Annotated in this window: 22 protein-coding genes; 14 read left to right on the top strand and 8 right to left on the bottom strand. The window is 72.1% G+C overall.

Annotation, left to right across the window (positions count from 1 at the left end):
* Positions 1–83: 83 nt before the first annotated feature.
* The 3 genes from recA to rny all read left to right on the top strand — a co-directional run bounded on the left by recA (position 84) and on the right by rny (position 3,303).
* Entirely contained in the window at positions 84–1,190 is a 1,107-nt protein-coding gene (gene recA, locus F4556_RS10505) for a recombinase RecA (protein WP_184913681.1), read from the top strand.
* Between the two features lie 7 nt (positions 1,191–1,197).
* Positions 1,198–1,869 carry a regulatory protein RecX gene (locus F4556_RS10500; RefSeq protein WP_221503580.1) on the top strand — a complete coding sequence of 224 codons (672 nt, stop codon included), beginning with the start codon at positions 1,198–1,200 and terminating at the stop codon, positions 1,867–1,869.
* A gap of 108 nt (positions 1,870–1,977) precedes the next feature.
* The gene (gene rny / locus F4556_RS10495; RefSeq protein ID WP_184913679.1) at positions 1,978–3,303 is read left to right on the top strand and encodes a ribonuclease Y; all 1,326 of its coding nucleotides are present in this window, start codon (positions 1,978–1,980) and stop codon (positions 3,301–3,303) included.
* Between the two features lie 32 nt (positions 3,304–3,335).
* On the opposite strand, the gene F4556_RS10490 is transcribed toward rny, so the two are convergent.
* From F4556_RS10490 to F4556_RS10470, 5 genes are all read right to left on the bottom strand, one after another.
* On the bottom strand, positions 3,336–4,982 hold the full coding sequence (locus F4556_RS10490) for an FAD-dependent monooxygenase (RefSeq protein WP_184913677.1): 1,647 nt from the start codon (positions 4,980–4,982) through the stop codon (positions 3,336–3,338).
* 152 nt (positions 4,983–5,134) lie between these two features.
* On the bottom strand, positions 5,135–5,962 hold the full coding sequence (locus F4556_RS10485; protein ID WP_184913675.1) for an amino acid ABC transporter permease: 828 nt from the start codon (positions 5,960–5,962) through the stop codon (positions 5,135–5,137).
* On the bottom strand, positions 5,959–6,609 hold the full coding sequence (locus F4556_RS10480; RefSeq protein ID WP_184913674.1) for an amino acid ABC transporter permease: 651 nt from the start codon (positions 6,607–6,609) through the stop codon (positions 5,959–5,961). The genes F4556_RS10485 and F4556_RS10480 overlap by 4 nt, the downstream gene beginning before the upstream one ends.
* 31 nt (positions 6,610–6,640) lie before the next feature.
* Positions 6,641–7,537, bottom strand: coding sequence for a glutamate ABC transporter substrate-binding protein (locus F4556_RS10475; RefSeq protein WP_184913672.1), 897 nt, complete (start codon positions 7,535–7,537; stop codon positions 6,641–6,643).
* 91 nt (positions 7,538–7,628) lie between these two features.
* The gene (locus tag F4556_RS10470) at positions 7,629–8,396 is read right to left on the bottom strand and encodes an amino acid ABC transporter ATP-binding protein (protein WP_184913670.1); all 768 of its coding nucleotides are present in this window, start codon (positions 8,394–8,396) and stop codon (positions 7,629–7,631) included.
* 283 nt (positions 8,397–8,679) lie between these two features.
* On the opposite strand from F4556_RS10470, the gene F4556_RS10465 reads away from it, so the two are divergent.
* Entirely contained in the window at positions 8,680–9,384 is a 705-nt protein-coding gene (locus tag F4556_RS10465; RefSeq protein ID WP_184913668.1) for a response regulator transcription factor, read from the top strand.
* A gap of 6 nt (positions 9,385–9,390) precedes the next feature.
* The gene (locus tag F4556_RS10460; protein WP_184913666.1) at positions 9,391–10,818 is read left to right on the top strand and encodes a sensor histidine kinase; all 1,428 of its coding nucleotides are present in this window, start codon (positions 9,391–9,393) and stop codon (positions 10,816–10,818) included.
* Positions 10,819–10,949: 131 nt separating this feature from the next.
* On the opposite strand, the gene F4556_RS10455 is transcribed toward F4556_RS10460, so the two are convergent.
* Positions 10,950–11,960 carry a TAXI family TRAP transporter solute-binding subunit gene (locus F4556_RS10455; RefSeq protein WP_184913664.1) on the bottom strand — a complete coding sequence of 337 codons (1,011 nt, stop codon included), beginning with the start codon at positions 11,958–11,960 and terminating at the stop codon, positions 10,950–10,952.
* A gap of 79 nt (positions 11,961–12,039) precedes the next feature.
* Between F4556_RS10455 and miaB the strand changes: the two genes are divergently transcribed.
* Together miaB and F4556_RS10445 are read left to right on the top strand one after the other, a co-directional pair.
* On the top strand, positions 12,040–13,527 hold the full coding sequence (miaB, locus tag F4556_RS10450) for a tRNA (N6-isopentenyl adenosine(37)-C2)-methylthiotransferase MiaB (RefSeq protein ID WP_313068242.1): 1,488 nt from the start codon (positions 12,040–12,042) through the stop codon (positions 13,525–13,527).
* Positions 13,528–13,691: 164 nt separating this feature from the next.
* A complete protein-coding gene (locus F4556_RS10445) occupies positions 13,692–14,390 on the top strand; it encodes a class III extradiol dioxygenase subunit B-like domain-containing protein (RefSeq protein WP_184913660.1) in 699 nt (232 codons plus the stop codon).
* Positions 14,391–14,397: 7 nt separating this feature from the next.
* Here the strand turns inward: F4556_RS10445 and F4556_RS10440 are convergent, their stop codons facing one another.
* Positions 14,398–14,628, bottom strand: a complete 231-nt coding sequence (locus F4556_RS10440; RefSeq protein WP_184913658.1) for an antitoxin — start codon at positions 14,626–14,628, stop codon at positions 14,398–14,400.
* Positions 14,629–14,753: 125 nt separating this feature from the next.
* Here F4556_RS10440 and miaA point away from each other — a divergent pair, with 125 nt between their 5' ends.
* The 5 genes from miaA to hflX all read left to right on the top strand — a co-directional run bounded on the left by miaA (position 14,754) and on the right by hflX (position 21,405).
* Positions 14,754–15,692, top strand: coding sequence for a tRNA (adenosine(37)-N6)-dimethylallyltransferase MiaA (miaA, locus tag F4556_RS10435; protein WP_184913656.1), 939 nt, complete (start codon positions 14,754–14,756; stop codon positions 15,690–15,692).
* A 219-nt stretch (positions 15,693–15,911) separates the two neighbouring features.
* Positions 15,912–16,391 (top strand): hypothetical protein, encoded by a 480-nt coding sequence (locus F4556_RS10430; RefSeq protein ID WP_184913653.1) that lies wholly within the window; start codon positions 15,912–15,914, stop codon positions 16,389–16,391.
* A gap of 27 nt (positions 16,392–16,418) precedes the next feature.
* Positions 16,419–17,291: a diaminopimelate epimerase gene (gene dapF / locus F4556_RS10425; RefSeq protein ID WP_184913651.1), complete on the top strand. Its 873-nt coding sequence runs from the start codon at positions 16,419–16,421 to the stop codon at positions 17,289–17,291.
* Between the two features lie 292 nt (positions 17,292–17,583).
* Positions 17,584–19,809 carry a RelA/SpoT family protein gene (locus F4556_RS10420; RefSeq protein WP_184913649.1) on the top strand — a complete coding sequence of 742 codons (2,226 nt, stop codon included), beginning with the start codon at positions 17,584–17,586 and terminating at the stop codon, positions 19,807–19,809.
* Positions 19,810–19,896: 87 nt separating this feature from the next.
* Positions 19,897–21,405: a GTPase HflX gene (hflX, locus tag F4556_RS10415; RefSeq protein WP_184913647.1), complete on the top strand. Its 1,509-nt coding sequence runs from the start codon at positions 19,897–19,899 to the stop codon at positions 21,403–21,405.
* Positions 21,406–21,547: 142 nt separating this feature from the next.
* Here the strand turns inward: hflX and F4556_RS10410 are convergent, their stop codons facing one another.
* On the bottom strand, positions 21,548–22,642 hold the full coding sequence (locus F4556_RS10410) for a trypsin-like serine peptidase (RefSeq protein WP_184913645.1): 1,095 nt from the start codon (positions 22,640–22,642) through the stop codon (positions 21,548–21,550).
* 261 nt (positions 22,643–22,903) lie between these two features.
* Here F4556_RS10410 and F4556_RS10405 point away from each other — a divergent pair, with 261 nt between their 5' ends.
* Positions 22,904–24,652 carry an IucA/IucC family protein gene (locus F4556_RS10405; protein WP_184913643.1) on the top strand — a complete coding sequence of 583 codons (1,749 nt, stop codon included), beginning with the start codon at positions 22,904–22,906 and terminating at the stop codon, positions 24,650–24,652.
* Positions 24,649–25,164, top strand: coding sequence for a GNAT family N-acetyltransferase (locus tag F4556_RS10400; RefSeq protein WP_184913641.1), 516 nt, complete (start codon positions 24,649–24,651; stop codon positions 25,162–25,164). Before F4556_RS10405 ends, F4556_RS10400 begins: the two co-directional genes overlap by 4 nt.
* The last annotated feature ends 24 nt before the right edge of the window (positions 25,165–25,188 follow it).

Here is a 25,188-nt window from a genome sequence, read left to right as displayed (position 1 = left end):
ACCCATTCGGGGTGGATTGTCAGTGGGACGCGCTAGCGTCGAGAACGATGAAGCGCACAGGACAGAACCCGAGGGTGGAACCCATGGCAGGTACGGACCGCGAGAAGGCCCTTGAGACCGCACTCGCCCAAATCGAGCGGCAGTTCGGCAAGGGCTCGGTGATGCGCCTCGGTGAGAAGGCCAACGAGCCGATCGAGGTGATCCCGACCGGCTCCACCGCGCTGGACGTCGCACTCGGCGTCGGCGGGCTGCCGCGTGGCCGGGTGATCGAGATCTACGGCCCGGAGTCCTCCGGCAAGACCACGCTGACGCTGCACGCGGCGGCCAGCGCCCAGAAGCTCGGCGGCACGGTGGCGTTCGTGGACGCCGAGCACGCCCTCGACCCGGAGTACGCCAAGAAGCTCGGTGTGGACACCGACGCCCTGCTGGTCAGCCAGCCGGACACGGGCGAGCAGGCGCTCGAGATCACCGACATGCTGATCCGCTCCGGCGCGGTCGACCTGATCATCATCGACTCGGTCGCGGCGCTCGTGCCGCGCGCCGAGATCGAGGGTGAGATGGGCGACTCGCACGTCGGTCTGCAGGCCCGTCTGATGAGCCAGGCCCTGCGGAAGATCGCCGGCGCGCTGAACCAGTCGAACACCACCGCGATCTTCATCAACCAGCTCCGCGAGAAGATCGGTGTGATGTTCGGCTCGCCCGAGACCACCACCGGTGGCCGCGCGCTGAAGTTCTACGCCTCCGTCCGGCTGGACATCCGCCGGATCGAGACCCTGAAGGACGGCACCGAGGCGGTCGGCAACCGCACCCGCGTCAAGGTGGTCAAGAACAAGGTCGCCGCCCCGTTCAAGCAGGCCGAGTTCGACATCCTCTACGGCCACGGCATCAGCTGGGAGGGCGGCCTGATCGACATGGGTGTCGAGCACGGCTTCGTCCGCAAGGCCGGCGCCTGGTACACCTACGAGGGCGACCAGCTCGGCCAGGGCAAGGAGAACGCCCGCAACTTCCTGCGCGACAACCCGCAGCTGGCGGAGGAGATCGAGCTGAAGATCAAGCGGAAGCTCGGTATCGGCCCGAAGGTGGAGGGCGAGGAGGCCCCGGCGGCCGACGCGGCCGTCGCCACCGACGAGGAGGCCAAGCCGGCCGCCAAGACCGCAGCCGCGAAGAAGACGGCGGCGGCGAAGAGCTGAGCCGACGTTGACGCACGAGAGCGATGCCGAGGTGCCGGGTTCGGACGAATCCGGCACCGAGGTGTTTCCGGGTCTGCTCCGGGCCTCCGAGCTGACCGGCGGCCGGCGGCGGCGCCGGACGGAGCTGGCGCCGCTGCCCTCGGAGCAGCCCGCCGAACCGCCGGAGCCGAAGCGTCGGCCCAAGCGGGAGCGGCGGGCCGCGGCCGCGCCCACCGACCCGGCCGCCCAGGCCCGCGACATCTGTCTGCGGCTGCTCACCGGCACGGCGAAGACCCGCAAGCAGCTGGCCGACGCGCTGCGCAAAAAGGAGATCCCCGACGAGGTGGCCGCCGAGGTGCTGGACCGCTACGAGGAGGTCGGGCTGATCGACGACGGGGCGTTCGCGGCCGCCTGGGTCGAGTCCCGGCACGCCGTCCGCGGTCTCGGCCGCCGGGCGCTGGCCCAGGAGCTGCGGCAGCGCGGGGTGGCCGGGGAGCTGGTCGAGCGAGCACTGGAGCAGGTCGACAGTGAGGACGAGGAGGAGGCCGCGCGCGAGCTGGTCCGCCGCAAGCTGCGGACGGTGCGGGCCCTCGACCCCCAGGTCAGGACGCGGCGGCTGGTCGGCATGCTGGCCCGGCGGGGTTACTCCGAGGGGCTGGCCTTCCGCGCGGTGAAGGACGTGCTCGCGGAGGAGGACTGATGGACTTTCAGCGCCCGGATGTGATGGATCATCGACGCATCTTGACCGTTTCGTGACCCGCGCTTAGCCTCACAGAAATGTGTGCTGAGCAGGACGGAGCGGTGCCCGATGTGGATCGCGATGGGGTGCGTCGGGGCGTTGCTGCTGCTGGGCTGGGCGGTGTTCCGCTGGGTGCGGCTCACCGAGCGACGGGCGGTCGGCGCGGTGGAGTTCGTCGAGGCCGAGGTGGGCCGGCGGCGGGCCGAGCTGGAGCGGCGTGAGGCGGCCGTCGCCGAGCTGGAGGCCGAGCGGCGCCGGGAGCTGGAGCGGCTGGCCGGCCTGACGGCCGGTCAGGCCAGGGCCGAGGTGCTGCGGGAGGCCGAGAGCGAGGCCCGCCGGGCGGCGGCGGTCACCGTCCGGGAGATCGAGCGGCGGGCCCACGAGGACGGCGAGGCCCGGGCCCGGGAGATCGTCGCGGGCGCGGTGCAGCGGCTGGCCGGCGAGCAGACGGCGGAGACCGCGGTCTCGGTGTTCCGGCTGCCCGGCGAGGAGTTGAAGGGCCGGATCATCGGCAAGGAAGGGCGGAACATCCGCGCCTTCGAGGCCGTCACCGGCGTCAACCTGGTGGTGGACGAGACCCCCGGCGTCGTCCAGCTGTCCTGCTTCGACCCGGTGCGCCGGGAGGCGGCCCGGCTCACCCTGGAGGTGCTGGTCTCGGACGGCCGGATCCAGCCGGCCCGGATCGAGACGGTGCACGCCCGCAGCCTGCGGGAGGTCGACCGGCTCTGCGTCCGGGCGGGCGAGGACGCGCTGCTGGCGGCGAAGGTGGGCGAGATGGAGCCGGAACTGGTCCGGCTGCTGGGGCAGTTGCGGTACCGGACCTCGTACGGACAGAACGTCCTCGGGCACCTGGTGGAGAGCGCCAACCTGGGCGGGCTGATGGCGGCCGAGCTGGGCGCGGACGCGGCGCTGGTGCGGCGGGCCGCCCTGCTGCACGACGTGGGCAAGGCGCTCAGCCACGAGGTGACGGGCAGTCATGCGGCGGTCGGCGCCGAGTACGCCCGGCGCTGGGGCGAGTCGGCGGAGGTGGTGCACGCCATCGCGGCGCACCACGGCGAGGTCGAGCCGCAGACCGTGGAGGCGGTGCTGACCCAGGCCGCCGACGCCTGCTCGGGCGGGCGGCCCGGCGCGCGGAAGGAGTCGGTGGAGGTGCACGTCCGGCGGCTGGAGCGGCTGGAGGAGATCGCCCGGGAGTTCGAGGGCGTCGCCAAGGTGTACGCGATGCAGGCCGGCCGCGAGGTCCGGGTGATGGTCCAGCCGGAGCTGGTCGACGACATCGGCGCCCAGGTGATCGCCCGTGAGGTGGCCAAGCGGGTGGCCGAGGAGCTCACCTTCCCGGGGCAGATACGGATCACCGTGGTCCGGGAGAGCCGCGCGGTGGAGTTCGCCCGGTAGCCCCCTGACGGGCCGTCACCGGTGACGGCCCGTCAGGGGCTGGCGATCGGGGCCGGGCCGCCGCGGGCGTGCTGGGCCAGGGCCTGGAGGGCCTCGGGTTCGGCGCCGTGGGTGGAGCCGACCAGGTGGCCGTCGGGGCGGATCAGCAGGACGGTGTGCGGGTCGGCCGCCGGGTACTGGTCGGTGACCAGCACCTCGGTGGGGATCGGCAGAGCGGCGGCCAGCGTGGTCAGCCGGGGCATCAGGCCGGCCGACAGCCAGTGCTGGGAGGACCAGACCGTGGTGCCGGGGGCGACCAGCAGCAGCAGGAAGCCGGCCCCGAGCCGGGCGTGCAGCCGGTCGGTGGAGCCGTCGGTGGTGATCACCGGCAGGTCGGGGGCGAGCACCCCCGGGGCGGTCGGCGGGAGCTGTTCGGTCAGCGAGGTGCCCCGGCCGCCGCGCTGCGGCGGGACCCGGCCGGGGATGCCGGACGGCGCCTCGGGGTAGGCGGGGGCGCCGCCGAACCGGCCGGTGCCGAGCTGACCGTCCGCCAGCAGCGGGGCGTGCTTGCGGAACGAGCCGGTGAGCAGCGACCGCCGGGTCTGCTGCCAGCCGCGCAGCGGGCGGAGCAGCGGCATCGCCTGGTCGACGGCGCGCAGCCGGGCGCCGACCGCACCGCGCCGTTCGGTCTCGTAGCCGTCCAGCAGGGTGGAGCCGGAGTGCAGGTGCCAGGCCAGCGCGAGCCGCCAGGACAGGTTGTCGGCGTCCCGCAGGCCGTCGGCGAGGTTCTGCATGCCGAGTGCGCCGTGCAGGTGGGCGGCGTCGCCGGCCAGGAAGCAGCGGCCGACCCGGAACCGGGCGGCCAGCCGCTGCTGGGCGGTGTGGTCGGCGGCGGCCAGCAGCTCGTACGGGGGGAGTTCGCCGCACCAGCCGGTGAGGGTGGATTTCACCCGGGCCAGCAGGGTGTCGCCGGTGACGATGCCGGGCCAGGTGGCGTGTGGGTCCACCGGGGCGGTGGCGGCCGGGCGGCCGGGGGGCAGCCGCCAGTCGAGCCGCCAGAGCCCGTCCGGGAGCGGCCGGGCGGAGGCCTCGCGGTCGCCGCGCCACGGGGGTTCGCGGTGCAGCCGGGCCTCGCCCGCGAACGGCAGGTCGACCCGGACGGTGGCCACCGCGTGCCGGTCGACGGCCGGGCGGCCGGGGAAGCGCACCTTGAGCAGCTTGCGGACGGTCGAGCGGGCCCCGTCGCAGCCGACCAGGTGACTGCCGCGCCACCAGGTGACGGCGTTGGTCTGTGAGTTGACGGTCCGTGCGCTGACGCCGTCCTTGTCCTGCTCCAGCTCGACCAGCCGGGTGAGCGGACTGAGCTGGATCAGCGGGGTGGCGGTGACCGCGTCCCGCAGGCCGCGGTGCAGCCGGTGCTGCGGCAGGTGGGTGATCCCGTCCAGCGGCATCCGGAGCACCTCGGTGCGGCGGCGCCAGATGGTGAAGGCGTCCCAGCTCGCGGCGTCGGAGGCGGCCCGCTGGTAGCCGAGCCGGGCCAGGAAGGCGGTGCTGTCGTGGGTGAGCACGACGCTGCGGGGGCCCTCGGAGCAGACCCCCGCGCCTTCGTCCAGCACGATGCTGGGCACGTCCTGCCTGGCCAGCGCGAGCGCCAGGGCCAGGCCGACCGGACCGGCCCCGACGATGATCACCGGATCCACGGCGGGACCTCGCACGTGCTCGGAGGTGCCGAAAGAGCGGCGGAGCCCGACCGCATATCCGGCCCGGGCATGCGGCCCGGATATGCAGTCAGGCTCTCAGAGGTCCCGGGTGGTGTCACGAAGAGCAATGCAACAGATCACCTGCGTGTCCGTCAAGCAGCGGCAGGTGTGCGCCGGTTCGCGCCGCGGCGGCTCCGGCCCTCGAGCCACTTGGCGAGCGCCGTGAGGAGGAGGCACAGCGTGATGTAGATCGCGCCGATGATGATGGTGACCGGGATGTACGGGTACCCGTCCGGAGTGGCGGTGTTGCTGGCGATCAGCTTCCCGACGTAGAGCAGCTCGGGGTAGGTGATGATCAGGCCGAGCGAGGTGTCCTTGAGGGTGACCACCAGCTGGCCGATGATGGCCGGCAGCATCGAGCGGACCGCCTGCGGGACCAGGATGGTGAACATCACCTGGGTCTTGCGCAGACCGAGCGCGTAGGCCGCCTCGCCCTGTCCGCGCGGCACGGCGTTGATGCCGGAGCGGATGACCTCGGCCTGGACCGCGCCGTTGTACAGGGTCAGTCCGATCACCAGGCCCCAGAACGGGGACTTGGTGAACAGCGACTGGTACAGCGCGAAGATCATGATCAGCAGCGGCATCGCCCGGAAGAACTGCACGATCGCCGTGGACACTGCCCGGACCGGCTTGTGGTCGGAGAGCCGGCCCGCCGCGAGCAGCGTGCCGAGGATCAGCGAGAGCACGGCCGCGGTGGCGAAGGCCTTGAGGGTGGCCAGCAGGCCGTCCACGATCATCTGCTGGGCGTTCTTGTACTGGAACGGGTCCCACATCGCCGCGGTGAACTGACTGGCGTCGGTCAGGCTCCGGTACGCGTACCAGAGCAGTCCGAGCACACCGGCGCCGGCGAGCACGCCGAGGGCCAGGTTGCGGGCCCGGGCCCGGGGGCCGGGGACGTCGTAGAGGACGCTGCCGCTCATCGGGCCACCGCCAGTCGGGTTTCGAGGAAGCGGAAGAACAGGGCCACGCAGGTGCTCAGGAAGAGGTAGGCGAGCGCCACCCAGAAGAAGACCAGGAAGATGCCGTACCCGAGGTCGGTCATGGTCTGCTGGAAGTGGTACAGCTCCGAGACGCTGAACGCGCCGGCGATCGCCGAGTTCCGGGGGAGCGCGATGAACACGCTGCTCATCGGTCCCAGCACGGTCCGGCCCGCCTGCGGCAGCACCACCTGGGTCAGGGTCTGACCGAACGTCATCCCCAGGCTGCGGGCCGCCTCGGCCTGGCCGACCGGCACGGTGTTGATGCCCGCGCGCAGCACCTCGCAGACGAACGAGGCGGTGTACGCGGACAGGGCTATCACCGCGAACGTGAAGTTGTCGAAGTGCACGTCCAGGCGCGGGAGTCCGAAGACCACCGCGAAGAACAGCACGGTCAGCGGGGTGTTCCGGAAGGTGTTCACCCAGACGGTGCCGAAGAGCCGGAGCACCGGGACCGGGGAGACCCGGAAGGCCGCCAGCAGGGTGCCCAGCAGCAGGGCGAACAGCGCACTCAGCGCGCTGAGTTCGACCGTCTGCAGGAAGCCGTCCCGGAACAGCGCCAAGTTGCCGTTCTCGAACAGTCTGCCCATACCGGCGGCCCTCCTTTCGTTACTGGACGGGTCAGTTGGTCAGGGCCGGGATCTCCGGAGCCGCAGCGCCCGAGAGACCGAGGGTGGCGTCGTACGCCTTCTTCCAGTCACCGTTGTCCTCGTGCGCCTTCAGCGCGGCGGCGACGGCCTTCTGGAAGGCCGCGTCCTCCTTGGCGAGGCCGATGCCGTAGGGCTCCTTGGAGAAGGTCTTGCCGACCACCCGGAGCTTGCCGGCGTTCTTGGCCGCGAAGCCCTTGAGGATCGCGTCGTCGGTGGTGACCGCGTCGACCTCGTTGGTGAGCAGCTTGTCCACGCACTGGGCGTAGGTGTCGTACTGGGTGACCGGGTCGACCGGGCCGTACTCCTTGATCTTCGTCACCGAGGTCGAGCCGGTGGCGGAGCAGACCTTCTTGCCCTTGACCGACTCAGGGCCGGTGAACTCGGCCTTGTCCTTGAGCACCAGCAGGTCCTGGCCGGCCACGTAGTACGGGCCGGCGAAGCCGACCTTCTCCTTGCGCTTGTCGTTGATGGTGTAGGTGCCGACGTAGTAGTCGATCTGACCGCCCATCAGCGAGGTCTCGCGGTTGGCCGAGACGATCGTCTTGAACTCGATCTTGTCGGGGCCGAAGCCGAGGTCGGCCGCGATCATCTTGGCGATCTCGATGTCGAAACCCTCGCGGGTGCCGGTGGTGACGTTCTCGAAGCCGAGGTACGGCTGGTCGGCCTTGGCGCCGATGATCAGCTTGCCGCGCTTCTTGGCCTCGTCGAAGGTCTTCGAGCCCTCCACCTTGGCGTCGGTCTTCACCGTGTAGGTCGGCAGCTTGGCGGTGGTGTCGGAGGCGGCCACGGGGGCCTCCTTGCCACAGGCCGCGACGGCGGTCAGGGCCAGCACGGACATGGCGGCAGCGATGGTACGACGAGTCCTCATGGAAGGAGCTCTCCTCTGGTGTGGCCACGGAGTGTCCGGGCACGGGGAGTTCAGGGCATGACAGAAGACTGACGCTAGGTCAGCGGGGGCCTCAGTGGTGCAGGATCTTCGAAAGGAAGTCCTTGGCACGGTCGCTGCGGGGCGCGGTGAAGAACGCCTCCGGGGTGTTCTCCTCGACGATCCGGCCGTCGGCCATGAAGAGCACGCGGTTGGCGGCGGAGCGGGCGAAGCCCATCTCGTGGGTGACCACGACCATGGTCATCCCCTCGGCGGCCAGGCTGCGCATGACCTCCAGCACCTCGTTGATCATCTCCGGGTCGAGCGCCGAGGTGGGCTCGTCGAAGAGCATCACCTTGGGGTTCATCGCCAGCGCGCGGGCGATCGCCACCCGCTGCTGCTGGCCACCGGAGAGCTGGGCCGGGTACTTGGCCGCGTGCGCGGCCAGTCCGACCCGCTCCAGCAGTGCGTGCGCGGTCTTCTCGGCCTCGGGGCGCGCGACCTTCCGCACCTTCACCTGGCCGAGCACCACGTTCTCCAGCACGGTCTTGTGTGCGAAGAGGTTGAAGCTCTGGAACACCATGCCGACCTCGGCCCGGAGCTTCGCCAGCTGCTTGCCCTCGGCGGGCAGCGGGCGGCCGTCGATCGAGATCTCGCCCGAGTCGATGGTCTCCAGCCGGTTGATGGTCCGGCACAGGGTCGACTTGCCGGAACCGGAGGGGCCGATCAGCACCACGACCTCGCCCTGACGGATCTCCAGATCGATGTCCTGGAGCACGTGCAGGGCGCCGAAGTGCTTGTTCACACCGCTCAGCACCACCAGCGGGGCGGCGGTGGAGTCACTGACGGTGGTCTCGGTCATCGCGCCTGGCTCCCTCGTGGGCGTACCCCGGAGGTTTGTCCTCACAGGGGGCGGTGCTGGTGCCGGGGGCTGTTCGCCGGCGGAGCTCGCAGCCCCCGGTTGGGCCGACCTTAGGGCGCTGACCATGCCACGTCAGCCGATCTGAGGATTACTTGAGGATCACGATCCGGCCACGTCGTACCCGGGTCGTCCCCACCCTGTCCCGAGGACCGGCCCGGTCGTGACAGACGGAGCGGACTGGACAATACTCCGCAGGGATCGGACATGGAACGGAGGGACCGGGATGCGACTGCTGCTCGTCGAGGACGACGAACGGGTGGCCGCCGCGCTGGTCGCGGTGCTCGGCCGGCACGGCTTCCAGGTCAGGCACGCCCGCAGCGGCCACGAGGCGCTGGACGCGCTGGTGCCGGACGGCAGCGACCCGTACCGGGTGGTGCTGCTCGACCTCGGCCTGCCCGACCGGGACGGCTTCGAGGTGTGCAGCCGGATCCGCGCGCACAGCGGCGTCCCGGTGATCATGGTGACCGCCAGGGCCGACATCAGGTCCCGGATCCACGGCCTCAACCTCGGCGCCGACGACTACGTCACCAAGCCGTACGACATGGGCGAACTGCTCGCCCGGATCCACGCGGTGGCCCGCCGCGGCCTGGCCGCCGAGCCGGCCGAGCCGGTCGGCAACCAGGCCGGGCCGCTGGAGGCCAGGGGCATCCTGATCGACCGCGAACGCCGTCGGGTCAGCGTGCAGGGCCGCGACGTCCCGCTCACCCGCAAGGAGTTCGACCTGCTGGCGCTGCTCGCGCAGAGCCCCGGCGTGGTCTACCGGCGGGAGCAGATCTTCAGCGAGGTCTGGCGCTCCGGCTGGGAGGGCAACGGCCGGACCCTGGAGGTGCACATCGGCTCGCTGCGCACCAAGCTCGCGCTGCCCGGCCTGGTCGAGGCCGTCCGTGGGGTCGGCTACCGCCTGATCCCCGAGCAGCCGGCCGGCTGATCCCCCGTGCGCACCCGCCTGCTCGGCATCCTGCTCTCCCTGATGACCGCCGTCCTGGCCGCCCTCGGGGTACCGCTGGGGGCCGCGATGGCCGCCGCCGAGCAGAGCAAGGTGGTGGTCGACCGGATGGACGACGCCGCCCGGTTCGCCCAGAGCCTGCCCACCCAGGGCCGCCCGACCGCGGGCACCGCCGTCAAGGGTGACCCCACCCCCGTGGACGGCGACGGCAGCCGCCTGCACGCCCTGGTCGGCGAGGTCCAGCGCTACCACGAGCTGTACGGCATCCGGGTCGGCATCTTCCACCGGGACGGCAGCGCGGTGGCGGTCGCCCCCGAGGGCTGGCAGGTCCCGACCGGCGGCTCCGCGGCCCAGGCCTTCCAGGAGGCGATGGACGGCCGCCGCAGCCAGAACCCGCCGCAGGCCTGGCCCTGGACCCCCGACCGGACGCTCACCGTGGCCGCCCCGGTGGTCCGGGACGGCGACGTGATCGCGGTGGTGATCACCGAATCGCCCACCGGCCCGCTGCGGTCCCGGATTCTCTACCGCTGGCTCGGCATCGCCGCAGGCGAGTCACTGGCCATGATCGCGGCCGTACTGCTCTCGATGCGGCTGACCGGCTGGGTGCTGCGCCCGGTCCGCACCCTGGACCGGGCCACCCACGACATCGCCACCGGCCGGATGAACGCCCGGGTCGCCCCCAGCAGCGGTCCACCCGAACTCCGGCGACTGGCCCGCTCGTTCAACGACATGGCGGACAACGTCCTGATCGCCCTGGACCAGCAGCGGGCCTTCGTCGCGGACGCCTCGCACCAGCTGCGCAACCCGCTGGCCGCCCTGCTGCTGCGGGTCGAACTGCTCGGCCTCGAACTCCCGGAAGGCCACGACGCGGAGCTCGGCGCCGTCCGCGAGGAGGGCGTCCGGCTGGCCCGGGTGCTCGACGACCTGCTCGGCCTGGCCACCGCCGAACACGCCCGCCCCGAGCCGGAGCGGGTCGACCTCGCCGACCTCGCGATGGCCCGGATCGACGCGTGGCGGCCGGTCGCCGACCAGCGCGGCATCCGGCTCGGCTGGGACGGGCCCGCCACCGCGATCGGGCTGGCCGACCCGATCGGGTTCGGCAGCGCGCTCGACGCGGTGCTCGACAACGCGCTCAAGTTCACCCCGAGCGGCGCGACCGTCCGGCTCGACGTCCAGCGCGGCAAACGCGAGGTCACCCTGACCGTCTCCGACGCCGGCCCCGGCCTCACCGAAGAGGAACTCGCCCGGATCGGCGACCGCTTCTGGCGCAGCCCGCGCCACCAGAACGTCGACGGCTCCGGCCTCGGCCTCTCCATCGCCCGCACCCTCCTGCTGGCCGGCGGCGGCTCCCTCGACTTCGCCCCGGTCAACCCGACGGGCCTCGCGGTGCACCTCACCGTCCCACGGCCACGGTAGACAGAGCAGGGGCCCGGGGAACGGCGGCGCCGACCTCGGGAGCGTTCAACCTGCGTACAAGGTCAGGCACTTTCGCAGTGACCCGAACGCCAGATCTCCTCGCAGTTCCCCGAGCCCCTGGGTGGTGCAACTCAAGGTTTGACCGAAAGGTAGTAGCGCCGGGCGCCTTCGTGGAGGGCCAGCGGGTCGGTGTAGACCGCGGTGCGGAGGTCCACCACCTGGGCGGCGTGGACCTCTGCGCCGATCGCGTCGCGGCTGTCGATGACGGCCTGGGTCATCCGCTCCACCAGGGCCGGGTCGACGTCGTCGCGGGTGATCAGCAGGTTGGGGACGGCCAGGGTGGCGACCGCCGTCGCGGCGGGGCGGGCCTTGGGGTAGGCGTCGGCCGGGATGGTGGCGGCGCGGTAGGCGTCGGCGCCGCCGCCCTCGCCGTGGCCGACCGCTTCGGCCAGGTCGCCGAGCGGGACGATCCGGATCGCGAACTGGTCGGAGAGATCGCTCAGCGCGCTGGTGGGCAGCCCGCCGGACCAGAAGAAGGCGTCCAGCTGACCGTTCTTCAGCTGGTCGGCCGCGTCGCCGACGCCGAGGTTCGCCGCGGCGACGTCCTGGTCGGGATCGAGCCCGGCCGAGGCCAGCAGACGCTTCGTCACCAGCAGGACCCCGGACCGGCTCTGGCCGACCCCGACCCGCAGACCCTTGAGGTCCGAGGCCCGCTGCACCTTGGAGTCGGCGGGCACCACGAGTTGCAGGTAGTCGTCGTACAGCCGGGCTATCCCGCGCAGCCGGTCCTTGCCGTCGCCCCGGTAGCTGGCCACCGAGTCGGCGGTGGCGATCGCGAACGAGTCCCGTCCGGAGGCGACCCGGTCCAGGTTGTCGATCGAGCCCTGCGAGTTGTCCAGCCGGAGTTCCGCCCCGGGCATCGCGGTGTGCAGGTAGGTCCGGAGCAGCTGCCCGTACCGGTCGTACACACCTCGTTGGACCCCGGTGGCGAACCCGATCTCCCCGCGCGGGTAGTCCGCGCGGTCGGCCGCGGCCAGCCACCAGCCGCCGAGACCGCCCACGACCAGCAGCAACGCGGCGGCCGTCCGGCCGAGCCGGCTGCGGGCCACCGTGCGCGGCAGGGCGACGGGTCTCCAGGTCATGGGGTTGGATACTGCCAGGCCGGGCCCGGGAAAGGGAGAGGGTCACGGAGCCCGATCCGGTTCTCGTACTCTTGGGTCCGTGGGTACGAGCCAGGATTCCAAGAGCTACAAGGTCGTCACGTACGGCTGCCAGATGAACGTGCACGACTCCGAGCGCCTCTCCGGGCTGCTCGAGGACGCCGGGTACGTGAAGGCCGACCAGGAGGGTGATCCCGACCTGGTGGTCTTCAACACCTGCGCGGTGCGCGAGAACGCCGACAACAAGCTGTACGGCAACCTCGGCCAGCTCGCTCCGGCGAAGACCCGGAACAAGGACATGCAGATCGCCGTCGGCGGCTGCCTGGCGCAGAAGGACCGCGACACCATCGTGAAGCGGGCCCCCTGGGTCGACGTGGTCTTCGGCACCCACAACATCGGGCACCTGCCCGCGTTGCTGGAGCGGGCCCGGATCGAGCAGCAGGCCCAGGTGGAGATCCTGGAGTCGCTGGAGACCTTCCCGTCCACCCTGCCGACCCGGCGCGAGTCGGCGTACGCGGCCTGGGTGGCCATCTCGGTCGGCTGCAACAACACCTGCACCTTCTGCATCGTCCCCGCGCTGCGCGGCAAGGAGGAGGACCGCCGTCCCGGCGACGTCCTGGCCGAGATCGAGGCGCTGGTCGGCGAGGGTGTCATCGAGGTCACCCTGCTCGGCCAGAACGTCAACGCGTACGGCTCCGACCTGGGCGACCGGGAGGCGTTCTCCAAGCTGCTCCGGGCGGCCGGGCAGATCGAGGGCCTGGAGCGGATCCGGTTCACCTCGCCGCACCCGCGCGACTTCACCGACGACGTGATCGCCGCGATGGCCGAGACCCCGAACGTGATGCACCAGCTGCACATGCCGATGCAGTCCGGTTCGGACACCGTGCTGCGGGCGATGAAGCGCTCGTACCGGCAGGAACGCTTCCTCGGCATCATCCGCAAGGTCCGCGAGGCGATGCCGGACGCGGCGATCTCCACCGACATCATCGTCGGCTTCCCCGGTGAGACCGAGGAGGACTTCGAGCAGACCATGCACGCGGTCCGCGAGGCCCGCTTCACCAACGCCTTCACCTTCCAGTACTCCAAGCGGCCCGGCACCCCCGCCGCCGAGATGGACGGGCAGATCCCCAAGGCCGTGGTCCAGGACCGCTACAACCGGCTGATCGCCCTTCAGGAGGAGATCTCCTGGGAGGAGAACAAGAAGCAGGTCGGCCGGGTGCTGGAGATCCTGGTGGCCGAGGGCGAGGGCAAGAAGGACGACCGGACCGACCGGCTCTCCGGCCGTGCCCCCGACAACCGCCTCGTGCACTTCACCCGCCCCACCGAGCCCGTCCGCCCCGGCGACACGGTGACCGTCGAGATCACCTACGCCGCCCCGCACCACCTGCTCGCCGAGGGCCCCACCCTGGCCGTCCGCCGCACCCGCGCGGGCGACGCCTGGGAGAAGCGGCAGGGCCTCCCGGCCCCGAAGCCGGCCGGCGTCATGCTCGGCCTGCCCACCATCGGCGTCCCGGCGGCTTTGCCGGTAGTCACCGGCTGCGGCGACTGACGTTCGGAAGACAGGGGCTCGGGGAACTGCGACGCCGACCTCGTACAAGGCGATCCGTCCGTACGTGGTCAGGCACTTTGCAGTTTGACCCGCACGCCAGATCTCCTCGCAGTTCCCCGAGCCCCTGGATAGTGCAACCTCCGCATCTGCATAAGGTGATCGTCATGCTCGTTGCCGCTGCCGTAGTCCCCTGTCCGCCGCTGCTGGTGCCCGAGGTCGCCTCGGGTGCGGCGCCCGAGCTGGAGCCGCTGCGGGCCGCCTGCCTGGCGGCGGTGCGGGAGTTGCTCGCCTCGGGGGCGGAGCTGATCGTGCTGGTCGGCGGCGGCCCGGAGGCCGGGGTGTGGACCGAGGGCGGGGTGGGTTCGTTCCACCGGTACGGCGTGTCCCGGGTGGTGCGGCTGCCGTCGGGCGGGGTGGAAGGCCCGGAGCTGGCGCCGTCGCTGGCGGTCGGGGCGTGGCTGCTGGAGCAGGCGGGGGCGACCACCCCCACCCACGCGTGTGCTGTCCCGGCCGACGCGTCGGCCGAGCGGCTGCTGGGCCTGGGCGGCGGGCTGGCCGAACTGGCCGACAAGGTCGGCCTGCTGGTGCTCGGCGGCGGCAGCGCCTGCCGTTCGGTCAAGGCGCCGGGCTACCTGGACGACCGGGCCGAGGGCTACGACGCCGAGGCGGCCCGGGCGCTGGGTGCGGCGGATCTGGCCGCGCTGGCTGCGCTCGACCCCCGGGTGTCGGCGGAGCTGCAGGCGGACGGACGGGCGCCCTGGCAGGTCCTCGCGGGAGCTGCACAGGGCGCCGGGCTGAACGGGAGGCTGCGGTACGACGAGGCCCCCTACGGGGTGGGCTACTTCGTGGCCTCCTGGAGCTGACTGCCGGTCAGCTCTGTCCCTCGTCCTTGGGCTTGGCGGCGAAGTGGTCCACCGCGCCCTTGGCCTTGCTGGTGCCGGACTCGATCTTGTCGCTGTACTTCCCCTTGGTGGCCTTGTCCACCGCGCTGCCGGTCTTCTCGACCATGTGGTCGATCTTCTCGTTGTGCTTGCCCGCGAGCTCGCTGGCCTTGTCCTTGAGCTCCTCGGCCTTGCCCTTGAGGTTGTCCATCAGGCCCATGTCCGTCGCTCTCCTTCTGCTGGGTCCGCCCGGCGGACGGAGAAAATAGGTCATTCCGTTCATATCTTCCCCAGAGTGACGGCCTGAGACACGGCGCCACTCCCGATCTTTGCGAGACTTGGCCCGTGAGCAGCTCTTCCGTCACCCAGCCCCGCGTCGTCTCCGTGGTCGGCGCGACCGCCGCGGGCAAGTCCGACCTGGCGGTCGCCCTCGCCCGCACGCTCGGCGGCGAGGTGATCAACACCGACTCGATGCAGCTCTACCGGGGCATGGACATCGGCACCGCGAAGCTCACCCCGGCCGAGCGCGGCGGCATCCCGCACCACCTGATGGACATCTGGGACGTCACCGAGGCCGCCAGCGTCGCCGAGTACCAGCGGCTGGCCCGGGCCGAGATGGACCGGCTGCTCGCCGAGGGCCGGACGCCCGTGCTGGTCGGCGGCTCCGGGCTGTACGTCCGGGCGGCGATCGACGAGATGGAGTTCCCGGGCACCGACCCGGCGGTCCGGGCCCGGCTGGAGGCCGAGTGCGAGCAGCTCGGCAGCGGCGCGCTGCACCGGCGGCTGGCGGAGCTCGACCCGGCCGCCGCCGCGGCGATCCTGCCGAGCAACGGCCGGCGGGTGGTCCGGGCGCTGGAGGTCATCGAGATCACCGGCCGCCCGTTCACCGCCAGCCTGCCGACCAACACCGCCGTGTACGACACCGTGCAGATCGGCGTCCAGGTGGAGCGCCCGGAGCTGGACCGCCGGATCGAGCTCCGGGTGGACCGGATGTGGGAGGACGGTCTGCTCGCCGAGGTCCGCGCGCTGGAGGCACAGGGGCTGCGGGACGGGCTGACCGCCTCCCGGGCGCTCGGCTACCAGCAGGTGCTGGCCCACTTCGCGGGCGACTGCACCGAGCCGGAGGCGAAGGCCGAAACCGTACGGGCGACCAGGCGGTTCGCCCGCCGCCAGGAGTCCTGGTTCCGCCGGGACGACCGGATCCACTGGCTGGCCCGCCCGGCCGGTGCGGACCCGACGGAGCTGCTGGGACGGGCCCTGGAGCTGATCGACCGTCAGATCTGAGCGGTTTCCGGCCATCCGGCCGGTGCAGCTGCAGGTGCACGACCAACTGAGGGTTACGGGCACATCACGTCCTGGCCACGGATCACCCGATGGCCCGATGGGACCCGCGTCGACGGCACCGGACATGCCATTATCGAAAACAACCAGGGGTCGGCCGTGAGGGCCGCCCCTACCGCCCGCGAGTCAGTTGGCTCGTGGCGAACCGTCAGGGGAGGCCGCGTGTCCACGGGTACCGGCCCCGAAACCGAGGAACTGCCGAGCAGCGTCAGCGCCGAACTGGTGTTGGCCGAAGCTCAGATGACCACCTCGTACGCCCTGGCCCTGCCCGTCCTCGCCGACCTGGCCGCGCCCGGTGTGGTGCACGAGCGGGAGATCCGGCCCCGCCGCCGGCTGCGCTGGTGGCAGACCCTGCCGATCGTGCTGGTCGGTGCCGCCGGTGCGCTGATGTTCGCCTTCCCGCTCGCCTTCGGCTCCGGCGGCGGCGCCTCCGCGATGATCGGGATGCTCGGCCTGCTGCTCACCGCCGCCTCGGTCGGCTGGGGCGCGATGGCCGCCCGGATGGCCGGGTACAAGTGGCCCGGCGTCCCGCGCCGGGGCAGTGGCCTGCGGGCGAGCCGCAAGGCGATCGCGCTCTACACCCTGGCCGCGGCGGTCGCGGTCGGCCTCGCCGTCTGGCGAGTGGTCCACCTCGCCTCCTGACCGACCGGTCTCAGTACCATCGGCTCTGTGAGCGCATCCAAGACCTTCGGCCTCCCCTTCCTCAAGGGCCACGGCACCCAGAACGACTTCGTGATCATCCCGGACGGCGACGGCCGGCTCGACCTCGGCCCGGCCGAGGTCGCCGCCCTGTGCGACCGCCGGGCCGGCATCGGCGGCGACGGCCTGATCCGGGTGGTCCGCGCGGCGGCCGACCCGGCGGCGGTCGGCCTGGCCGACCGGGCCGAGTGGTTCATGGACTACCGCAACTCCGACGGCTCGATCGCCGAGATGTGCGGCAACGGGATCCGGGTCTTCGCCCGCTACCTGATCGAGGCCGGGCTGGCCAAGCCGGGTCTGATCCCGGTGGCCACCCGGGCCGGCGTGCTGGACGTCCGGGTCGCGGAGGACACCGCGGACGGCCCCGGCCTGATCACCGTCGACATGGGCCGGGTCCGGCTGCCCGGTTCCGAGGGCGTCGAGGTCACGGTCGGCGATCTCGTCTGGCCCGCGCTCAACGTCAACATGGGCAACCCGCACGCGGTCGCCTTCGTCGACGACCTGGCCCAGGCCGGTGACCTCTACACCGCACCCGGCGTCACCGACGGGGTGTACCCCGAGGGGGTCAACGTCGAGTTCGTGGTGGAGCGCGGACCACAGCACGTCGCGATGCGGGTGCACGAGCGGGGTTCCGGCGAGACCCGCTCCTGCGGGACCGGCGCCTGCGCGGTGGCGGTCGCGGCCGCCCGCCGCCACCACCTCGACCCCTCGGTCACCGGCCAGGCGGTCACCTACACCGTCGACCTGCCCGGTGGCACCCTGCTGATCACCGAACACCCGGACGCCCGGATCGAGATGGCGGGACCGGCGGAGATCGTCGCCACGGGGACGCTGCACATCTGAAGCTGAGCTTTTTTGCAGGGCGCTCGGTTGCACTATCCAGGGGCTCGGGGAACGGCGACGGTTCGTGGCTGGCGGGTATCACTGCGAAGGTGCCTGACCACTTACGTACGGATCACGTTTTCCGAGGTCGGCGTCGCAGTTCCCCGAGCCCCTATCTTCCGAGCCGTGTGCACTTCCCTGGCGGGGGCGGAGTGAATCCCCCCGTTCGGGTGGTGTTGGTGACGGTGTGGGAGCACGCGCTCGCGGAACGTGCTCTGCTCGGTAGCATGGACCATCGCTGCCGGAGGTGCAGATGACCATCGAAGCCGAGGCTGGAAAGCGCTCCCGGGGCAGACTCAACCGAGCCTCCCTGGGTCGGGCCGGCCGTGCCGCCCTGCTGGCCACCGGCCGTGTCCCGCTGCCGGACGCGATCGAGCCGATCGTCGAGGCGCACCGGCGCCACCACCCGCAGGCGGACCTCGCGCTGCTCGGCCGGGCGTACCGGACGGCGGAGGCCAGTCACCGGGGGCAGACCCGGAAGAGTGGCGAGCCGTTCATCACGCATCCGCTCGCGGTGACCATGATCCTGGCTCAACTCGGGGCCGGGACCACGACCTTGGTGGCGTCGCTGCTGCACGACACGGTCGAGGACACCGAGGTGACGCTGGCTCAGGTGGCCGAGGAGTTCGGGCCCGAGGTGGCCTATCTGGTGGACGGCGTCACCAAGTTGGAGAAGGTGGACTTCGGCGCCGCGGCCGAGGCGGAGACCTTCCGGAAGATGCTGGTGGCCACCGGCGACGACGTCCGGGTGATGGTGATCAAGCTCGCCGACCGGCTGCACAACATGCGGACCATCCGGCACATGAAGCCCGCCAGCCGGATCCGGATCGCCAAGGTGACCAGGGACGTGCTGATCCCGCTGGCCGAGCGGCTCGGGATCCAGGTGCTGAAGGCCGAGTTGGAGGACATCGTGTTCGCCACTCTGCACCCGGAGGAGTACGCCCGCACCGGTGCGCTGATCGCCGCGTACGACGAGCGTCCGGAGGAGCTGCTGCAGCCGTTCGCCGATGCGCTGACCCGGCAGCTGGCCGAGTCCGGGGTGACGGCGACGGTCACCGTGCGGCCCCGGCACTGCGTGTCCGTCCACCGGGTGCTGCTCAAGCGGACCGCCGCCGCCGGGCCCGACGGGCTGCCGCAGGATCTCCAACCCGCCGACTTCGGACGGCTGTTGGTGGTGGTGGAGGAGAACGCCGACTGCTACGCGGTGCTCGGCGAGCTGCACACCTGCTGGACGCCGTTGCCGGGGGAGTTCAAGGACTTCGTGGCGGCGCCCAAGTTCAACCTGTACCAGTCGCTGCACACGGCGGTCGCCCTGACCGGTGGCGAGGTGGTCGAAGTCCTGGTCAGGACCAGGGAGATGCACCGGGTGGCCGAGTTCGGCGTGGTCGCCCTGGGCGATCCGCACCAGGACGGCCCGGAGGACCCGGAGCGGACCGACCCGGCCCGTCCCGGCTGGCTGAGCCGGCTGCTGGAGTGGCAGCAGGAGACCCCGGACCCGGACACCTTCTGGTCCGCGCTCACCTCGGACCTGTCCGACGACCGGGAGATCACCGCCGTCACCGAGCAGGGCGAGACGCTGCACCTGCCGGCCGGGGCGAGCTGCGTGGACGCCGCGTACCTGTTGGGGGAGGAGACCGGCCACCGCTGTCTGGGGGCCCGGGTGAACGGGCGGCTGGTCGCGCTCTCCACCCCGCTCCGGGACGGCGACGTGCTGGCGGTGCTGACCGAGCAGGCCGCCGAGGCGTCGGGCCCGGCCGTCGAGTGGCTGGAGTACGTCCGTACGCCGGGGGCCAGGCTGGCCATCGAACGCTGGCTGGCCGACCGCCCGGCCGGGGTGCCGGAGCCGCAGTCGGACACGGGGGCGGCCAAACCGGCGCCCGCCGCCGTCCCGTCCGCCGGGCGGCGGCAGGCGCCGGTGACCGTGCCGGGCCGCTCGGGCGGGGTGGTACGGCTGTCCCGGTGCTGTACGCCGGTGCCGCCGGACGAGCTGACCGGCTACCTGATCCGGGGCGGGGCGGTGGCCGTGCACCGGACCGACTGCCCCGTGGGCGAGGAGCTGCGGGCGGCCGGCCGGGAGCCGGTCGGCCCGCGCTGGGTGCCGGGCGCGGCCCCCGCCGACGGCTTCCGGGTGACCCTGCGGGCCGAGGCGCTGAACCGCCCCCGGCTGCTGGCCGACCTGACGGCGACGATCTCGGCCGAGGGCGTCGGCATCATCGCGGCCGAGGTGGAGCCGCCGCAGCAGCTGCGGGTCCGGCACAGCTACACCGTCGAGCTGCCGGCCGCGGCCACCCTGCCGCTGCTGATGCGGGCGATGCTCCGGGTCTCCGGCGTGTACGACGTCTACCGGCCCGGTCCCGAGCGGGGAAATCGGGATGACCCGGTCGCGGCGGGCGTGCGACCATCGTGGGGAATTCACGGCCGGTCCGTGGCGTTCACCGGACGTAGTGGTTCCGGTGCCGGCCACGGCCTGCAGGGGTAGCTCGGCTCGCCACCTGGTATCGGGGCGTCAGACGGGGCAGACTCCCAGGTGCGCTCGGCGCACCGGCCCTTCCCGATCTACCTAAGGATGAGATTGACCTCCACGTTCGAGAGCCGCAGCAATTCCGACAGCCAAGGCAACCGACTGTCGGACCTCCGGGCGGAAGCCCTGATGGACGAGGACCTCGCGGCGAACGACGAGGGCTTCGACCGATACGACGGGGAGCAGTACGACCGGAGCGAGCGCGCCGCGCTGCGCCGCGTCGCCGGTCTCTCCACCGAACTGCAGGACGTCACCGAGGTCGAGTACCGCCAGCTCCGCCTGGAGCGCGTGGTGCTCGTGGGCGTCTGGACCGACGGCACGGTCGAGGAGGCGGAGAACTCCATGGCCGAGCTCGCCGCCCTGGCCGAGACCGCGGGCTCCGAGGTGCTCGACGGTGTGATCCAGCGCCGTGACAAGCCCGACCCGGCGACCTACATCGGCTCCGGCAAGGCACGGGAGCTGCGCGACATCGTCGCCGCCACCGGCGCCGACACCGTGGTCTGCGACGGTGAGCTGACCCCGGGTCAGCTGATCCAGCTGGAGGACGTGGTCAAGGTCAAGGTGGTCGACCGGACTGCCCTGATCCTGGACATCTTCGCCCAGCACGCCAAGTCCCGGGAGGGCAAGGCGCAGGTCTCGCTCGCGCAGATGCAGTACATGCTGCCGCGACTGCGTGGCTGGGGTGCGTCGCTGTCCCGGCAGATGGGTGGTGGTGGCTCCGGCTCCTCCGGTGGTGGCATGGCCACCCGTGGTCCCGGTGAGACCAAGATCGAGACCGACCGTCGGCGGATCCGCGAGAAGATGGCGAAGCTCCGCCGGGAGATCGCCGACATGAAGAAGGGCCGCGACACCAAGCGCCAGGAGCGCCGTCGCAACCAGGTCCCCTCGGTCGCCATCGCGGGTTACACCAACGCGGGCAAGTCCTCGCTGCTCAACCGCCTGACCGGCGCCGGTGTCCTGGTGGAGAACTCGCTGTTCGCCACCCTGGACCCGACGGTCCGCCGGGCGCAGACCCCGAGCGGCCGGGTCTACACCCTGGCCGACACGGTCGGCTTCGTCCGGCACCTGCCGCACCACCTGGTCGAGGCGTTCCGTTCGACCATGGAGGAGGTCGCCGAGGCGGACCTCATCCTGCACGTGGTGGACGGTTCGCACCCCGAGCCGGAGACCCAGCTGGCCGCCGTCCGGGAGGTGATCGTCTCGGTCGAGGCACAGAACGTGCCGGAGATCGTGGTGATCAACAAGGCCGACGCAGCTGACCCGCTGGTGCTCCAGCGGCTGCTGCGGCGCGAGCCGCACGCCATCGTGGTGTCGGCCCGTTCCGGGCAGGGCATGGAAGAGCTGCTGCAGCTGATCGACAGTGAGCTGCCGCGGCCGGCCATCGAGGTGCAGGCGCTGATCCCGTACACCCGCGGTGACCTGGTCTCCCGGGTGCACGCGGAGGGTGAGCCGATCTCCACCGAGCACACGGGTGAGGGCACGCTGCTGCACGCCAAGGTGGCGGCGGAGCTGGCGGCTGAGCTGGAGAAGTACGCGGTGGTCACGCAGGGCTGAGACCCGAGCTCCGCAGGGGCTCGGGGAACGGCGACGAGATCTGGCGTGCGGGTCAAAAGGCGAAAGTGCCTGACCATGCACGCGGGATGCGACCTTGTACGAGGTCGGCGTCGCAGTTCCCCGAGCCCCTGTTGTGGTTGCGCTAGTTTTTCCGGGAGAGGTGGTCGAAGGTCTGCCGGGCCACGTCCTCCAGGTACGGGCCGTTCAGGGCGGTGTGGGCCAGGTTGCCGATCGAGGTGTTGCTGACCAGGGCCTGGCGGCCGTCCGGCATGGTGGCGAACCAGCCGCCGCCGCTGGAGCCGGCGGTCATGGTGCAGCCGACCGTGTGCATCGGGGGCCGGGCCGCGTCGAAGGACAGCCGGGCCGGGTGGCCGCTGTCGCAGCGGTACAGTTCGCGGCCGTCGAACGGCTTGACGGCGGGGTAGCCCCAGACCGAGATGGCGAGTTGCTCGCGCGGGGCGTCGAACCAGACCGGGACGGCGGTGCCCACGGTCTCCTCCAGGGAGCGGCCGTCGCCGTCCGGGTTGTGCACCTTGAGGACGGCGAAGTCGTACTGGTTGGCGGCGTTGCCGCTGTGGCCGCCCTCGGCGATCCACTGCGGTGAGCTGATCACGTTGTCGGCCCACCACTGGCCGAGCGGGGCGACCTCGGCCAGGGTGGCCTTCTTCTTCTCGGCGGCCGCGCCGGAGCTGTTGTAGGCGGGGACGAAGATCAGGTTCTTGAACCAGCCGCCGCCGCTGCCCTCGTGCACGCAGTGGCCGGCCGTCCAGACCAGGTTGCTCCGCCCGGGGTGGGCCGGGTCGGCCACCACCGTGGCGGAGCACTGCCCGGTGCCGCCGCCCGGTGCGGTGGAGAACACCTTCCCGGAGGCCGGGTAGCGGGTGTACGGGCGGGGCACCGGGACGGCCGGTACCGGGCCCGGCTCGGGGTCGGCGGGGGAGGGTGAGGCGGTCGGTGCGACCGGCGGCGCCGGTTGCTGGGGTGGGGCGTCGACCATCCGCTCCGGTCCCCAGAGGTCCCGGACCACCGGGTTCTCGAACAGGTGCTGGCGGGCCCAGCGGTCCCAGTCCTCGTCCCGCCAGGTCTTCAACTCCTGCCAGCGCTGGGCCAGTTCGCCCCGCCACTGGGTCGGTACGGCGGTCGGCAGCCGCCAGTCCTCGGACGGTGTGCCGCTGCACCCCGTGAGCAGCGCCAGCCCGAGCAGTACCGCCGTGGTGCCTCTGGATATCGACCGCATGACTCCCAGCTCCCCCTGTGTCGAAGGCCGATTGTCCCATCGCCGGGCGGTCGGGCCCGATCACGGTGGCCGTGTCGTTCCGGAGCGGACCACTCCAACGAGTGAGTGATCGGTGGGGATTCACCACAACGAGTGAGCTGATCTTGTGATCACCCGCCGGCGGCCAGTTCTCTAGGGCCTGTCGGCGCCCTCGGTCTCGCGAGCCTCGGCCGTCCCCCCAACTCCCGGCGCCCGCACCCACGCTCGCCCCAAGGAGCAGCCTTGAGCACCGTCGCCCTCGCTGGAGTCCCGCCCGTCGTCCATCCACGGCCCCAGGACAGACTGCTCGACGCCGACCCGGCGGTGGCCGCCGAACAGGCCGGGGTGGAGAGCTTGTTGCGGTGCTGGGCCCGGGAGACCGGGGCCAGGCCAGGGCCGGACGGGACGCTCCGGGTGCCGGTGCTCGGCGGTGCGGTCGAGCTGACCGCGGTGGTCCGGTACTGGTCGCCGACCGGCTGGCACCGGTTCGGCGAGGTCACCCTGGCCGGGCTGCCGGTGGACGTGGTGACGGTGGCCACCCTGGTCGCGGGTGCCACCGCCGAACGGCCGGAGGCGGGTCAACTGACCGACCTGGCCGCCCGGGTGGCCGACTCGGTGCTGCGCACCGCCGAGGTGTTGGAGCGCCGCCGGACCGGCACTGGCCCCGACTGGCCGTTCCTGGCCGCCGAACAGGCCCTGCTGCTGGGCCACCCGCTGCACCCGACCCCGAAGAGCCGGGACGGCCTCGGACCGGCGCAGAGCGCCGCGTACTCGCCCGAGCTGCACGGCTCGTTCCGGCTGCACTGGTACGCCGTCGACCGGGAGCTGCTGGCCTCGGGCTCGGCGGTCGGCGTCCCGGCCGAGCAGATCACCGCCCGGCTGCTCGGCGACCGGCTCGTGCTGCCGCCCGGCACCGCCGCACTGCCGCTGCACCCCTGGCAGGCCCGCGAGCTGGCGCTCCGCCCCGAGGTGGCCGGGCTGCTGGCGGACGGCGCGCTGCACGACCTGGGCGAGCACGGTGAGGAGTGGCACCCGACCTCCTCGGTGCGTACCGTCTGCCGCCCCGGTACGCCGTGGATGCTCAAGCTCTCGCTGGGTCTGCGGATCACCAACTCCCGCCGGGAGAACCTGCGCAAGGAGCTGCACCGGGGCCTGGAGGTGCACCGGCTGCTGGAGGCCGGGCTGAGCGCCGAGTGGCGGGCCGCCCACCCCGGCTTCGACATCGTCCGCGACCCGGCTTGGATCGGCGTCGACCTGCCCGGCGGCGCCGACCCGAACGGTCTGGACACCGTGCTCCGGCAGCAGCCGTTCGGCCTGCGCGAACGCGCGTTCTGCGTGGCGGGCCTGGTCGCCGAGCAGCCGTTCGGCGAGCGGGTCGACTCGCTGCTCGGCCGGACCGTCCGGACGCTCGCCGAGCGGTGCGGGCGCCCCGTGCACACCGTCGCCACCGAGTGGTTCCTGCGCTACCTGGACGCGGTGGTGCTCCCGGTGCTGTGGCTGGACGGCCGGGCCGGGATCGCCCTGGAGGCGCACCAGCAGAACAGCCTGGTGCTGCTGGACGAGGCGGGCTGGCCGGCCGGCGGCCGGTACCGGGACAACCAGGGCTACTACTTCCGCAGTTCGTTCGCCGACCGGCTGGACGCCCGGCTGCCGGGGGTCGGCCGGGCCAGTGACACCTTCGTCGAGGACCGGGTGATCGACAAGCACTTCGCCTACTACCTCGGCATCAACCACGTGCTCGGCCTGATCGGCGCCTTCGGCTCGCAGCGGCTGGCCGACGAGACCGTCCTGCTGGCCGCCCTGCGCGGCTTCCTCGGCAGCCGGCCGGCCGCCGCCACCGGCTCGGGGCTGCCCGCGCTGCTGCTGGACAGCCCCGAACTGCACTGCAAGGCCAACCTGTTGACCCGGCTGAACGGGATGGACGAACTGGTCGGCCCGGTCGCCACCCAGTCCGTCTACGTGGACATCCCGAACCCGGTGGTGGCCGGATGAGGACCGCCGTGGGCGAGTTCGAGCTCCGGGAGGTCGAACTCGCCACCGACCTGCCGCTGCTGGCCGAGTGGATGAACGATCCGGCGGTGGCGGCGTACTGGGACCTGGCCGGGCCGCCGGAGACCACCGAGCGGCACATCGCCCCGCAGCTCGGGCCCGACAGCCACAGCTGCCCGCTGCTCGGGCTGCTGGACGGCACCCCGATGAGCTACTGGGAGCTCTACCGGGCCGACGTGGACCGGCTCGCCGGGTACTACCCCGCCGGGCAGGGCGACCTCGGGCTGCACCTGCTGCTCGGCCCGCCCGGCCACCGCGGCCGGGGGATCGGCGCCCTGCTGCTGACCGCGCTGGCCGACCGGCTGCTGGCCGAGCCCGGCTGCGACCGGCTGGTCGCCGAGCCGGACCTGCGCAACACCCCGTCGCTGCGGGCCTTCCGGCGGGCCGGGTTCGACCCGGTGGCCGAGCTGGAGCTGCCCGAGAAGCGGGCCGCCCTGATGTTGCGTCAACAATGACCCGTCAACACACCCCCTAGGACG

This window comes from Kitasatospora gansuensis, from assembly GCF_014203705.1.
Lineage (GTDB): Bacteria > Actinomycetota > Actinomycetes > Streptomycetales > Streptomycetaceae > Kitasatospora > Kitasatospora gansuensis.
The sequence above is the reverse complement of the archived record's forward strand: the minus strand, read 5'-3'. Positions and strand labels throughout refer to the sequence as shown.

Excerpts from the sequence above, each read along its gene's own strand:
- recA (WP_184913681.1), top strand. The coding sequence starts at position 84 with ATGGCAGGTACGGACCGCGAGAAGGCCCTTGAGACCGCACTCGCCCAA.
- rny (WP_184913679.1), top strand. The coding sequence starts at position 1,978 with ATGTGGATCGCGATGGGGTGCGTCGGGGCGTTGCTGCTGCTGGGCTGG.
- F4556_RS10485 (WP_184913675.1), bottom strand. The coding sequence starts at position 5,962 with ATGAGCGGCAGCGTCCTCTACGACGTCCCCGGCCCCCGGGCCCGGGCC.
- F4556_RS10480 (WP_184913674.1), bottom strand. The coding sequence starts at position 6,609 with ATGGGCAGACTGTTCGAGAACGGCAACTTGGCGCTGTTCCGGGACGGC.
- F4556_RS10475 (WP_184913672.1), bottom strand. The coding sequence starts at position 7,537 with ATGAGGACTCGTCGTACCATCGCTGCCGCCATGTCCGTGCTGGCCCTG.
- F4556_RS10470 (WP_184913670.1), bottom strand. The coding sequence starts at position 8,396 with ATGACCGAGACCACCGTCAGTGACTCCACCGCCGCCCCGCTGGTGGTG.
- F4556_RS10465 (WP_184913668.1), top strand. The coding sequence starts at position 8,680 with ATGCGACTGCTGCTCGTCGAGGACGACGAACGGGTGGCCGCCGCGCTG.
- F4556_RS10455 (WP_184913664.1), bottom strand. The coding sequence starts at position 11,960 with ATGACCTGGAGACCCGTCGCCCTGCCGCGCACGGTGGCCCGCAGCCGG.
- F4556_RS10445 (WP_184913660.1), top strand. The coding sequence starts at position 13,692 with ATGCTCGTTGCCGCTGCCGTAGTCCCCTGTCCGCCGCTGCTGGTGCCC.
- F4556_RS10440 (WP_184913658.1), bottom strand. The coding sequence starts at position 14,628 with ATGGGCCTGATGGACAACCTCAAGGGCAAGGCCGAGGAGCTCAAGGAC.
- F4556_RS10420 (WP_184913649.1), top strand. The coding sequence starts at position 17,584 with ATGACCATCGAAGCCGAGGCTGGAAAGCGCTCCCGGGGCAGACTCAAC.
- hflX (WP_184913647.1), top strand. The coding sequence starts at position 19,897 with ATGAGATTGACCTCCACGTTCGAGAGCCGCAGCAATTCCGACAGCCAA.
- F4556_RS10410 (WP_184913645.1), bottom strand. The coding sequence starts at position 22,642 with ATGCGGTCGATATCCAGAGGCACCACGGCGGTACTGCTCGGGCTGGCG.
- F4556_RS10400 (WP_184913641.1), top strand. The coding sequence starts at position 24,649 with ATGAGGACCGCCGTGGGCGAGTTCGAGCTCCGGGAGGTCGAACTCGCC.